Origin of the sequence: Pseudomonas sp. MS19 (genome assembly GCF_013277615.1) — a bacterium.
Lineage (GTDB): Bacteria > Pseudomonadota > Gammaproteobacteria > Pseudomonadales > Pseudomonadaceae > Aquipseudomonas > Aquipseudomonas marincola.
In genome coordinates, this window is sequence record NZ_VBTO01000004.1 from 166,881 (window position 1) to 180,245 (window position 13,365).

The window sequence follows — 13,365 nt, forward strand, 5'->3', positions numbered from 1 at the left end:
CGATAACTATCCCCTGCACGCCGCGGCCGACAATGCCAGAATAGCGGCTCTACTGGCCTGCGACCTTTACATGAAAATCCTCAGCCTGCGCCTCAAGAACCTCAACTCGCTGAAGGGCGAGTGGAAGATCGACTTCACTGCCGAGCCATTCAAAGACAACGGTTTATTCGCGATTACCGGCCCGACCGGTGCGGGTAAAACCACATTGCTCGATGCCATCTGCCTGGCGTTGTACCACCGTACGCCGCGCATGAGTACGGTGTCGGCGGGCAGTAATGAGTTGATGACGCGCCACACCGCCGAATGTCTGGCCGAGGTTGAGTTCGAGGTTAAGGGCGTGGGCTACCGGGCTTTCTGGAGCCAGCGCCGTGCCCGCGACAAAGCCGATGGGGCGTTGCAGGCACCGAAGGTGGAGCTGGCGCAGATGGCGGACGGCGGCATCGTCACCGACAAGATCAACGAAAAACTGCGTGAAACCGAGCGTCTCACGGGTCTCGATTTTGAGCGCTTCACCAAGTCGATGTTGCTTGCTCAGGGCGGTTTTGCCGCCTTTCTTGAGGCCAATGCCAACCAGCGTGCCGAGTTGCTCGAGGAGCTGACCGGTACTGATATTTACGGGCAGATTTCGCAGCGGGTATTCGAGCAAACCCGTGAAGTTAAAGCCGCCCTCGATCAGTTGCGGGCCAAGGCTGAAGGCTTTGAATTGCTCAGTGACGAGCAGCGTCAGCAACTCAATGCCGAGGTTGCCCAGGTTACCTTGGATGAGCAACGCATTGGCGCAGAGCAGGCTGGCCTCAACACGCAAGCGCAGTGGCGTGAGGCCAAATCCAAGGCGCAAGCGCAGTTGCAGCAAGCGCAGCAGCAAGCAGGCGCGGCCCAGTCAGCGTTGAGTCAGGCGCAGCCGCAGTTGCAGCAGTTGGCGGCGAGCGAGCCGGCGAGCCAGTTACAGCCGTTGTTCCGTGAGCAGCAACGCATCAGCCGTCAGTTGCAGGGCAGCCAGACGCAGGCGCAGCAGTTGCATAATCAGCATGCCAATGTGCTGCAGCAAATTTGCCAGCAGGCGTGGCAAGGCCAGCAGATCAGCGAGCAAGCCTTGCAGGCTGAGTCGGCTGCATTGCAGGCTTTGCAGCAGCGCAGCGAGGAGGTTGCTCAGCGTTTGGCGGTTCAGCCGCAGCGGGCTCAGCTTGGCGCGCATCTTTCTGCGTGGGAACAGCAGTTCGGGGCTTTGCAGGCAAACCAGCAGGAGCAGGCAACTGAGCGCGACAAGCAGCAACAGCTTAATGAGCAGCTCGCTCAACTCGCGGCGCAATTAACCCAGCAGCAAACTGCGCTGAATAGCGCGCAAGGCCAACTCAAACACGCCGAGCAGTCTGCCGCCGATGCGCAGGCCCAATGGCAGGCGTTGCTTGCCGGACAGGATGACGCCGCGTTGCGTGAGCAGTCGCAGCAACTCGCCGAGCGCGGGCGTCAGCTTGAGCGTTTGGAAATGCTGCTGACTCAGCGTCAGCAATGGCTTGATCAGCACGCTCTGGCGCAATCGCAGCTGACGTCGCAACAAGCCGAACAGGTTGAACTCAATCAGCAGCGCGAGACCTTGCGCAGCCAGTTTGTCGACCTCAAGCAGCAGATCGCCGATAAGCAAAAGTTGCTCGAGCAAGAGCAACGTATTCAACAGCTGGAGCATTATCGCGCGGCCCTCCAGCCTGATGAGGCCTGTCCGCTGTGTGGCTCGCACGAGCACCCGGCGATTGCCGAGTATCAGGCGCTCAGCCCGTCGCAAACGGCTCAGGCGTTGCAGGCCAAGCAGACCGAACAGGATGGCGTGCGCAGCAAGGGCGAGGCGCTGAATAAACGCCTGGGTGTGGTGGAAACGCAAATCGCTCAGGCCCAGGCGCAAATCGCTGCGGCCGAGAAGGGTTTGGGCGAGTGTGATCTGCGCTGGCAACAGGCCTGCGAGATTCTTGGCCAATCACTTACCGACGCCGCGACCTTGCAAGCTGCTCAGCACGATCACCTGCAACATGTGGCGCAGCAACAACAACGCCTCACGCAACTGGACGCGCTAAAACTCGCCGCCCAGCAAGCGACAGATGCCCGCTTGCTGGCCGAGCGTGAAGTGAGTCGCTGCAATGCCGAGCTTGAGGCGCTGGTGATCAGGCAAGGCAATCTGCAATTGCGCCAACAAGACTGTGCGGCTCAATTGCAGCTGCTGCAAAACAAGCACGCGCAAGCGCTGGCGAGTCTGAACGACGCCCTGCAAACGCTGGGCTACAGCCTTCCTGATGCGCCGGCTGACTGGTTGCGCCAGCAGCGCGCGGCGTGGCAAAGCTGGCAGGACGATGAGGCGGCAAGCCAGCGTTTGGTTATCCAGCAGCAAGAACAGAAGTACGCGCTACAACTGGCGCAAGAGCAGGCGCAGAACTGGCAACAGCGTTGGCTGGATCAGGCGCAGGAGCCGCTCGCTGCTATGGCCCCGGTTGCACAGCCCCAAGAGCAATTGCAGGCTTTGCAGCGCAGCTGGCAAGGCGCGCAGCAACAAGCCGACCAACTCCACGGCCAGCTGCAAACCCTACGGGCGCGTATCGAAAGCGAGCAACAGGAGCAGCAAGCCTTGAGTAAGGACTGGCTCGCCGCGCTGGCGGCCAGCCCGTTTGCTGATGAGGCGCAGTTTCTCGGCGCATTGCTTGATGATGCAGAGCGCCAGAACCTGCGTGAATTGCAGCAACGTTTGTCGAACGATATCGCTGCGGCGCTGGCGCTGGAGAGCGATTGCAACGTGCGTCTCGCCGAACTGCAACGCACTGCGCCAAGCGGAGCGTTGGCCGAGCTGAGTGATGATGATCTGGCGCAGCAGCTTGTGCAGCTCAATGCGCAACTGCGCGGTTTGAGTGAACGCCTGGGCGAGATTCGCGCCCAACTGCAAGGCGATGATGCGCGGCGATTGAGCCAGAAGCACCTGTTTGAACAGATCGACGCGCAACAAGCCAATTACGATGTGTGGCAGCAGCTCAACAGCCTGATCGGTTCGGCGGATGGCGCTAAATTTCGCAAGTTCGCCCAAGGTCTGACGCTCGATCATTTGGTCTATTTGGCCAATCAGCAGCTTGAGCGATTGCATGGCCGCTATCAGCTGGCGCGCAAGTCTCAGGGTGAGCTGGAGCTTGAAGTTGTGGATACGTGGCAGGGCGATGTGGCGCGCGACACCAAAACGCTGTCCGGCGGCGAGAGCTTTTTGGTCAGTCTGGCGCTGGCATTGGCGTTGTCGGATCTGGTCAGCCACAAGACCAGCATCGATTCGCTATTTTTGGATGAAGGCTTTGGCACCCTCGATGGCGAGACGCTGGAGATTGCGCTGGATGCGCTGGATAGCCTCAACGCCAGCGGCAAGATGATCGGTGTAATCAGCCACGTCGAGGCGCTGAAAGAACGAATCCCCGTGCAGTTGAAAGTTCACAAAGCCATCGGCATGGGATACAGCGGTCTGGACAAGCAATTCGCTGTTTAAGCCCATACGCCCAGCCACATCGCGGAGGATGGATAGCCCCGTCGGGGCAATCCGTCATGGGGATTTATGGTCATATCCGGGCAGCGTTGCTCGCCTTGACGGTTTAGCCGCGGAGCGGCTTAACCATCCTCCGGGTTTCGGGTTTCCGGTCATTTGGGTTTGAGGCGTGCCACGTCACGGAGGATGGATAGCCCGGCGGGCAATCCGTCATGGCGATTTATGGCCGTATCCAGGCAAGCGTTGCTTGCCTTGACGGTTTAGCCGCGGAGCGGCTTAACCATCCTCCGGGTTTGCAGCTATGAAGTCGACCACCACTTCTGCCAGTTTCTCGCCCTGATCTTCCTGCAGGAAGTGCCCGCCATTGAAGATGGTTGTGTGGGCCTGGCCTTGGGTGCCGGGTATTAATTTCTGCATGAGTTTATCGCCACCGGCGGTGATCGGGTCCGAGTCGCTGAATGCGGTGAGGAAGGGTTTTTTCCACTTCATCAGCACTTGCCACGCCGCACGGTTACGCTCGGCTGCGGGATCATCCGGCGTGGTTGGCACCAGCAGCGGAAATTGCCGTGCGCCTTCTTTGTACGACTCGTCGGGGTAGGGCGCATCGTAAGCCGCAATGACGGCTGGTGACAGTTCGGTGGTAGTCGCGCGACTGATGATCGCGCCTGCGGCAAATTCCGGGGTTTTCTGCGAGTACTCCTGCCAGCTCTTGAACGCATCGCCCGGATTATGATCGCCGGTGGGCAGCATGGTATTGGCGGCTACGACGCGGGCAAATCTGTCCGGGTTTTCTGCAGCCAGGCGCAGGTCGATCAAACCACCCCAGTCCTGACACACCAGTGTGATGTTGGTCAGTTTGAGTTGATCAAGCACGGCCTGCATCCAGTCAACGTGGCGCTGATAGGTGTAATCGGTGCGTTTGCTGGGTTTGTCTGAGCGGCCAAAACCAACCAGATCGGGCGCGATGACCCGATGGCCTGCGGCGACCAGCGTGGGGATCATTTTGCGGTAGAGGTAGCTCCATGACGGCTCACCGTGCAGCAATAATACCGGCGCAGCATCGGCGGGGCCTTCATCGAGATAATGCACGCGCAATTGCCCGCCTTCGCTGTCGTCGAGAGTCAGGTAGTTGGGCTTGAATGGGTAACCGGGGAGATTTTCGAACCGGCTGTCCGGGGTGCGTAGAACATCCATGATTGAACCTCTGCGTGGGATTACCTCGCAGAATGTACCCGCTCCCGGCGGTGTTCAACCTTTCGAATGACGTGAATGTTGCCTTATCAGGTTAGCTGACGGGGGATAGTTTAAGCCTTATCCATCCAGTCGAACCCTGCCACATCGTGGAGGATGGATAGCCCACGGGGCAATCCGTCATGGCGATTTATGATCGTATCGGGGCAAGCTTTGCTTGCCTTGACGGTTTAGCCGCAAAGCGGCTTAACCATCCTCTGGGTTTCCGGTTATCCCGTTATCCGGTGATTTGGGTTTGAGGCGTGCCACGTCGTGGAGGATGGATAGCCCTGCGGGCAATCCGTCATGGCGATTTATGATCGTATTCGGGCAAGCGATGCTTGCCTTGACGGTTTAGCCGCAGAGCGGCTTAACCGTCCTTTATTTCCAGCGGGTTTTTACCCAGTCTTTCTGTTGCTCGGGCGTTAAGAAGGTCCATGTGACGAAGCGGCTTTGCTTCTGGCCTTGGGCCATTTCCACGGTGCGTACGTTGAGGGCGCCGACTTTGCTCAGGGCGCTGTAGACGCCGCCGAGGTTGCCAGCCTTGGATATCAAGGTGCTGAACCAAAACACCTGGCTGGCATGTTCTGCGCTCTCTTTGATCAGGCGGTTGACGAACTCCGCCTCGCCACCTTTGCACCACAACTCTGCCGCCTGGCCGCCAAAATTCAACACCGGTAGTTTGCGCTTGGGGTCGAGCTTGCCGAGGTTGCGCCATTTGCGGGTGCTACCGCGTGTGGCTTCTTCCGGGGATGCGTGAAAGGGCGGGTTGCACAGCGTCAGGTCAAAATAATCATCGGCGTTGATCAAACCGGTGAATATGTGGCGGCTATCGGTTTGCTGGCGCAACTCGATGGCTTTGTCGAGCTTGTTGGCTTTAACGATTGCGCTGGCCGATGCAATGGCTTCGGCGGCGATATCCGCGCCGACAAAGTGCCAGTCGTATTCGCAATGGCCCAACAGCGGATAAATGCAGTTGGCACCCACGCCGATATCCAGCGCGCGAATATTGGCGCCACGGGGAATCTGTTTGCCATTGCAGCTGGCCAGCATGTCCGCCAGATAATGCAGATAATCAGCACGCCCCGGAATCGGCGGGCACAGGTAGTCTGCCGGGATATCCCAGTGGGCAATGCCGTAAAACTGTTTGAGCAGAGCCCGGTTGAAGACTTTGACCGCCGCCGGATTGGCGAAGTCGATGCTCTCCTTGCCATACGGATTGATAATCACGAATGCCGCCAATTCCGGGCTGGATTTGATCAGCGCAGGGAAGTCGTAACGGCCCTGATGGCGATTGCGCGGATGCAGTTGGCCCTTGGCAGAGTCAGCTTTGCTTGGCTTTGGCGGTGCAGGTTGGCGTGGCATGGTGATCCGTTTGGGTAAGCGCAGGCTGGGCATTATTCACATTGAGGCGCGCATGGCTAGCTGATATGCAATGCCGCGCCCAGGTAGTCGAAGAATATACAGTACAGCGCCAACGGAATTGGCAGGCCCAGCAGCGTGCCTAAAAGGTAGTCGCGAAAGCGCACGCCCGAGAGCGCCAGTGCGTAATTCAGCGCCGGCACGGTCTGGAACAGCATGCGCAGCGCACTGATGCTCAGCACCGGGCGTTTATCCAGACCCGCCAGCAAGCGTTTGGCCAGTTTGTTATTCAGTTCGCGTAACGCGCTGCCGCCCATGTAGCGGATGGTGAAGTAGGTGAAGGTGCACGACAGGCATGCGGCAACGTAAGTTGCAATTCCGCCCCACAAGCGGCCCAGCGCGAGTACGGCGGCGGCGAGAAAAACCCAGCCGGGAATCTGGATCAGGTTGCCGAGTGCAAACATCAGCACGAACAATAAAAGCCCGCTGACCGGATGCATCTGAATGACTGATTTAAGCGCTTCAAGGCTGAAGTGCTGGCGCAGACCGGTGACCTCGAACAAGGCGAACAGCGCGAGCAGAAACAGCACCACCAATAACAGTCGTTTACCTGCGCTCATTGCGCCTCCAGCGGATTACGCCAGATTCAAGGATAGCCCAATGCTGCTTTGATCTGCTTGAGGTGCGCGCCGATCCAGTGTTTGTCGATGGCGCCCCAGTTACCGATTGCATAGTTGCCGGCATTGTTGCGTTCACCTTCCTGCTGCACGAATTGGCAGTCGATATCCAGGTCGGCCAGCGCCGCGATGGTGTCTTGGGCGGTGCGTCTGGGCATGCCGGTGGCGAGCATCAGCGCGGGGACATTGCACGCTTCGCCGCTGTCGATCAGCCACGCCACATACAGGCGTCGGTAAAAGCTGCTCTTGGTCTTGCTGATCGCTGCCGTCATCGCCTTGTTGCTCCCTGTTCCATTTGCTGCGATCAAGCCAGCGTCGCCATGCCAATGTAGCAGGCAGCGCCCGCCAGATAGCCGAGTAGTGCCAGCAGGCTGATCTTTTTCAGGTACCAGATGAAGTTGATGTTCTCCATGCCCATCGCCGCCACGCCGGCTGCTGAGCCAATAATCAGGCAGCTGCCGCCGGTGCCTGCGCAGTAGGCCAGCAGTTCCCAGAAGTCGCCGTTCTGCACGAAGCTCTGCAGCCAGCTGGCATTTTCACCAGCGTTTGCCAGCGCTTCCGGGGTCACCAGCGGGTACATGTTCATGGCGCCGGCCACCAGCGGTACGTTATCGACCACCGAGGAGAGCAGGCCGATGGCGATGTTGATCGAGTAGATATTGCCCAGGCTGTTTTTCAGCGCAATTGCCACTTGGTCAAGGTGGCCGGCGGTTGCCAGGCTCGATACCGCCAGCAGGATGCCGAGGAAGAACAGCACGCTGGTGCTGTCGATGGTGCGCAATACGCCAACGACCGAGAGCGGATGTTTGACTTCAATGTTCTTGTCGCGGTGGATGATCGACGTCGCCACCCACATGAAACCCAGCCCGAACAAAATGCCCATGTACGGCGGCAAATGGGTGACCGACTTGAAGACCGGCACGAACAGCAGGCAACCCAGCCCCAGACACAGCACCAGATTACGCTCAAACGGCGTGGTCGGGTTGCGCAGGCTCTCTTCAGATTTGAACTCGGGCGGGCGCTCGACTTCGCCTTTAAGGCGGAAACTCAGGTAAATCATCGGCACCAGCAGGCAGATCAGGCTTGGCAGGAACAGGTTGCCGATGATGCTGCTGGCAGTGATCTGATCGCCGATCCAGAGCATGGTTGTGGTCACGTCACCAATCGGCGACCACGCGCCGCCGGCGTTGGCGGCAATGATCACGATGCCGGCGAAAAACCAGCGGTCCTGCTGGTCGTCGATCAGTTTGCGCAGCAACGAAACCATGACGATGGTGGTGGTGAGGTTATCCAGTGCAGCGGAAAGGAAGAAGGTCAGCAGGCCGATCAACCAGAGCAGGTTGACGCGCTTGTTGGTGGTGATGTGGTCGGTGACGGTCTTGAAGCCTTCGTGAGCGTCGATCAACTCGACAATCACCATGGCGCCAAGCAGGAAGAACAGGATCTCGGAGATTTCCCCGAGATGCTCGCGCAGCTGATGCACCACGTATTCGGAGTTGCTGTCGTGGCCGACGCTGATATTGGCTACATGCGGAATAATCACATCGGCGCCGAGCACCAGAATGGTCCACGTTACGACGGCCGTGAGCAGCGCTGAGGCGGCTTTATCAATCTTTAACGGATGTTCGAACGCAATACACAGATAACCGAGTACAAATACCAGCGCCATCAACACATACATGATCAGAATTCCAGAGTTCGATTCTGTACGCAGGTGGTCGATTGCCGAGCTGATTGGTCAGTCGGAAGTTGGCGTCAGGCAGGCGCGCTGGCAGCGTTTAGGGCTCACCAGAGGCTATCAATACTGCGGTTGCCAGCTTTTTACTCGAGAAACTCTTGTACAGAATCTGGGCTTTTTACCGGCGGTTTAGCGCCGTGGGCTCTTGATGCGGTGAAGAAGATGCCTGAATAGCAGGGCATAAGGAAAGTGATTTATCAGAATAAGCGGCTCAGTGCAGCAAAACCGGAAAAATTACCGGATAGGCGAGCATTGGGCAGCCATGCGCAGCTGCCCGATGTGCGTGACAGCAGCTTATGCCGCTTCGCTTTCTGCGGCGTCGGCTTTGCCCGTTTCCGCCAGTGCTTTGGGCGGCCACGTGTAGGCCACGAAGATCGCCATGAACGGCATGATCAGGTTGAAGAAGCAGTACGGCAGATAGGTCAGGGTGGAAACCCCCAACGTGGCCGCCATGTAAGCGCCGCAGGTGTTCCACGGCACCAGAACCGAGGTCAGCGTGCCGCCGTCTTCGAGTGCGCGTGACAGGTAAACCGGCTCGATGCCGCGCTTCTCGTATTCGGCGCGGTACATGCGGCCCGGCAATACCAGCGCAATGTATTGGTCGGCGGTAATGATATTGGTGCCAATGGTTGTGACTACGGTGCTGGCGATCAGGCTGCTGGTGCTCTTGGCCAGATGAATCGCGCTTTCGAGCAGGCGCTGGAGCAAGCCGAGCTTTTCCAGTACACCGCCAAAACACATGGCGCAGATGATCAGCCACACGGTCGTCAACATGCTGCCCATGCCGCCTTTGGAGAGCAGGCCGTCCAGCGAGGCGTTGCCGCTGTGCGACTCGTAACCGGCAAACAGAGCCGTCCATACGGTTTTAAGCGAAGACAGACTGCCCGCTGCCGGGTCGGCCAGACGAGCCATGACATCCGGTTGGAAAATCACGGCGAACACGGCGCCGACCAGCGCGCCAATGAAAATGGCCGGGAATGCCGCGCACTGACGCACGGCCAGAAATAGCAGCATGGCCACCGGCAGCAGCAGGTACCAGCCCAGATTGAATTGGCTCTCCAGCGCTTGCAGCACTTCAGCGATGCGGCCGGTGTCATGACTTTCGGCAGCGTTCTGCCCGAGTACAAAGAAGATCACCAGCGCAATCGACAACGCCGGCACGGTGGTGCGCAGCATTAAGCGGATGTGGGCGAACAGGTCCGATCCGGCAGCGGCGGGGGCCAGATTGGTGGTGTCGGACAGCGGCGAGAGCTTGTCACCAAAGTAGGCGCCGGAAATGATTGCCCCGGCGGTAATCGCCGGATCGAGGCCGAGGCCCGAGGCGACGCCCATCAGGCCAATACCAAGCGTACCGGCGACCGTCCACGAGCTGCCGATCGACAGCGCCGTCAGGGCGCAGATCAGGCAGCTGGTGATGTAGAAATATTCGGCCGAAATCAGCTTGAGGCCGAGCCAGATCATGGTGGGCACCGTGCCGGCCAGAATCCATGTGCCGATCAGCGCACCCACGGCGAGCAGAATCAGGTTGGCTTTCATGGCCAGATGAATGCCAGCCAGAATTCCTTCTTCGATGTCTGCCCAGCGCCACCCGTTTTTCAGGCCGATCACGCCGGCGACAAACGCAGCGCTCATCAGCGCAATCTGGTTGGGGCCGCTGGAAGAGCTGTCGCCATACAGAAAGACCGACAGGCCAAGCAGAACGATCAGCACGCTGATCGGCAGCAGTGCATCGAAAAGAGAAGGGGAGCGCGGGTTAGACATGTCAGTACCAATTACAAACGCCGAGGCCCGCTCTTTAGTTGGAGCGGGCCTCGGCGGGTAGTGCGGGTGAATGGATTACAGCGAGGCGATACGGGCGCGTTGCTCTGCCAGCTTGCCCAGAGCCTGTTCGGCTTCGGCCAGTTTGGCGCGCTCTTTCTCGATCACTTCAGCCGGAGCCTTGTCGACGAAACCGGCATTGCCGAGCTTGCCGCCAACACGTTTGACTTCGCCTTCGAGACGCTGGATTTCCTTGTCCAAACGGCCCAGTTCAGCCGCTTTGTCGATCAGGCCAGCCATCGGCACCAATACTTCCATGTCGCCAACCAGAGCGGTCGCCGACATTGGCGGCTCATCGCCAGCGGCGAGGATGGTGACGGACTCCAGCTTGGCCAGCTTGTTGAGCAGCGGCGCGTTTTCCTGCAGGCGGCGCTGATCTTCGCTGTTGGCGTTCTTGAGGATGATGTCGATACGCTTGGCCATCGAGATATTCATCTCGCCACGGATCTGGCGCAGGCCGAGCATCAAGGCTTTAACCCACTCGATATCACCTTCGGCAGCCGCGTCGATACGCGCCTCATTCGCCACCGGCCAGGCCTGCAGCATGATGGTGTCGCCGCTAGCGCCTGCTTGAGCCTTGATCCGCTGCCAGATTTCTTCAGTGATAAACGGCATGAACGGATGCGCCAGGCGCAGCGCAACTTCCAGCACGCGAATCAGTGTGCGGCGAGTGCCGCGCTGGCGTTCGATTGGCGCGTTCTCGTCCCACAGAACCGGCTTCACCAGTTCCAGGTACCAGGCGCAGTATTCGTCCCAGATGAATTCGTACAGGGCCGAGGCGGCGAGGTCGAAACGGAAGGCGTCGAGGTGACGGGTCACAGCGGCTTCGGTGCGTTGCAGCTGCGAGATGATCCAGCGGTCGACCGACGACAATTCGACGGCTTCGCCATTGATACCAGTGTCCTGGCCATCGGTGTTCTCGATGACGAAGTTGGCGGCGTTCCAGATCTTGTTGCAGAAGTTGCGGTAACCCTCGACGCGGCCCATGTCGAACTTGATATCGCGGCCGGTCGAGGCCAGCGACAAGTTGGTGAAGCGCAGGGCGTCGGTGCCGTAAGCGGCGATACCTTCCGGGAACTCGGCGCGGGTTTGCTTGGCGATCTTCTCTGCCAGTTTTGGCTGCATCATGCCGCTGGTACGCTTGGTCAGCAGGCTTTCGAGGTCGATGCCGTCAACGATATCCAGCGGGTCGAGTACGTTACCCTTCGACTTGGACATCTTCTGGCCTTGGCCGTCGCGCACCAGACCGTGAACGTAAACGGTCTTGAACGGAACCTGCGGCGTGCCGTCTTCGTTCTTCACCAAATGCATGGTGAGCATGATCATCCGGGCAACCCAGAAGAAAATGATGTCGAAACCGGTCACCAACACGTCAGTCGGGTGGAAGGTCTTGAGGAATTCAGTCTGCTGCGGCCAGCCCAGTGTCGAGAAGGTCCACAGGCCCGAGCTGAACCAGGTATCCAGTACGTCTTCGTCCTGGCGCAGGGCAACGTCGTCGCCCAACTGGTTTTCGCTGCGAACTTCGGCTTCGGTGCGACCGACATAAACGTTGCCGGCATCGTCGTACCAGGCCGGAATGCGGTGGCCCCACCAGAGCTGACGGCTGATGCACCAGTCCTGGATGTCGCGCATCCAGCTGAAGTACATGTTCTCGTACTGCTTGGGCACGAACTGGATGCGGCCATCTTCAACGGCTGCAATCGCAGGCTCCGCCAGCGACTTGGTCGATACGTACCACTGATCGGTCAGCCATGGCTCAATGATGGTGCCCGAACGGTCGCCTTTCGGCACTTTCAGGGCGTGGTCATCAACGCTGACCAGCAAACCGGCGGCGTCGAAGGCTGCAACGATCTGCTTGCGCGCCTCGAAGCGGTCAAGGCCGGCGAATTCTGCGGGCAGGGCGGTATCGGCTTCGGCATTGACGCTGCCGTCGATATTGAAAGCTTGTGCGTTCGCCAGCACCACTGCGTTCTTGTCGAAGATATTCAGCAGGGTCAGGTTGTGGCGTTTGCCGACTTCGTAGTCGTTGAAGTCGTGCGCCGGGGTGATTTTCACACAGCCGGTGCCGAATTCAGGGTCGCAGTAATCGTCAGCAATAATCGGGATGCGACGGCCAACCAGCGGCAATTCGACAAAGCTGCCGATCAGCGACTTGTAGCGCTCGTCTTCCGGGTGCACGGCAACGGCGGCGTCGCCGAGCATGGTTTCCGGACGGGTCGTGGCGACGATCAGGTAAGTGTTGCCTTCGGCGGTGGTCTTGCCGTCAGCCAGCGGGTACTTGAGGTTCCACAGGTGACCTTTCTCGTCGTGGTTTTCCACTTCGAGATCGGAAATGGCGGTGTGGAACTTGGTGTCCCAGTTGACCAGACGCTTGCCGCGATAGATCAGGCCGTCTTTGTGCAGGCGCACGAAGGCTTCTTTAACCGCGTCCGACAGGCCGTCGTCCATGGTGAAGCGCTCGCGCGACCAGTCTACCGAGGAGCCGAGGCGGCGAATCTGGCGGGTGATGGTGCCGCCGGACTGCTCTTTCCATTCCCAGACTTTTTCCAGGAACTTGTCGCGGCCCAGGTCGTGACGGCTCACGCCATCGGCGGCCAGTTGGCGCTCAACCACCATTTGCGTGGCGATGCCCGCGTGGTCGGTGCCTGGCTGCCACAGCGTATTGCGGCCTTGCATGCGGCGGAAACGAATCAGCGCATCCATGATCGAGTTGTTGAAACCATGGCCCATGTGCAGGCTGCCGGTGACATTCGGCGGCGGGATCATGATGGTGTACGGCTGACCCGAACCTTGTGGGGCGAAATAGTTGTTCGCTTCCCAGTTCTGGTACAGGGAGGTTTCAATGGCGTGCGGCTGGTAGGTCTTGTCCATGCGCGGCGGGACCCTTTTGACGGCTGATCGGAAAAGCCGACAAGTATAGCGGGGAAGGGGCCTGTGGCGTAAGGGTAAGCGTCGGCAGAGGTGCCGATTATTGACCTGTGGCAATCGCTATCTGCCAGCGAGCGCGCGGCTTAGGCTGTTTTCGGCGGGTGAGAAGG

The 13,365-nt window shown here is 59.2% G+C and carries 8 protein-coding genes; 1 reads left to right on the top strand and 7 read right to left on the bottom strand.

Annotated elements, in window-relative coordinates:
* The first annotated feature begins 70 nt into the window (after positions 1-70).
* The gene (locus FEZ62_RS02000; protein WP_172926646.1) at positions 71-3,505 is read left to right on the top strand and encodes an AAA family ATPase; all 3,435 of its coding nucleotides are present in this window, start codon (positions 71-73) and stop codon (positions 3,503-3,505) included.
* Between the two features lie 273 nt (positions 3,506-3,778).
* Here the strand turns inward: FEZ62_RS02000 and FEZ62_RS02005 are convergent, their stop codons facing one another.
* From FEZ62_RS02005 to FEZ62_RS02035, 7 genes are all read right to left on the bottom strand, one after another.
* A complete protein-coding gene (locus tag FEZ62_RS02005) occupies positions 3,779-4,696 on the bottom strand; it encodes a haloalkane dehalogenase (RefSeq protein ID WP_172926647.1) in 918 nt (305 codons plus the stop codon).
* A gap of 417 nt (positions 4,697-5,113) precedes the next feature.
* On the bottom strand, positions 5,114-6,097 hold the full coding sequence (rlmF, locus tag FEZ62_RS02010; RefSeq protein WP_242454861.1) for a 23S rRNA (adenine(1618)-N(6))-methyltransferase RlmF: 984 nt from the start codon (positions 6,095-6,097) through the stop codon (positions 5,114-5,116).
* A gap of 56 nt (positions 6,098-6,153) precedes the next feature.
* Positions 6,154-6,714, bottom strand: coding sequence for a VTT domain-containing protein (locus tag FEZ62_RS02015; protein WP_172926649.1), 561 nt, complete (start codon positions 6,712-6,714; stop codon positions 6,154-6,156).
* 26 nt (positions 6,715-6,740) lie between these two features.
* Positions 6,741-7,043 carry a winged helix-turn-helix domain-containing protein gene (locus FEZ62_RS02020; protein ID WP_069901189.1) on the bottom strand — a complete coding sequence of 101 codons (303 nt, stop codon included), beginning with the start codon at positions 7,041-7,043 and terminating at the stop codon, positions 6,741-6,743.
* Between the two features lie 32 nt (positions 7,044-7,075).
* Entirely contained in the window at positions 7,076-8,452 is a 1,377-nt protein-coding gene (gene nhaD, locus FEZ62_RS02025; RefSeq protein ID WP_172926650.1) for a sodium:proton antiporter NhaD, read from the bottom strand.
* A 351-nt stretch (positions 8,453-8,803) separates the two neighbouring features.
* Entirely contained in the window at positions 8,804-10,270 is a 1,467-nt protein-coding gene (gene nhaC, locus FEZ62_RS02030) for a Na+/H+ antiporter NhaC (protein ID WP_090514060.1), read from the bottom strand.
* Positions 10,271-10,345: 75 nt separating this feature from the next.
* Positions 10,346-13,198, bottom strand: coding sequence for a valine--tRNA ligase (locus FEZ62_RS02035; RefSeq protein WP_172926651.1), 2,853 nt, complete (start codon positions 13,196-13,198; stop codon positions 10,346-10,348).
* Positions 13,199-13,365: the final 167 nt, after the last annotated feature.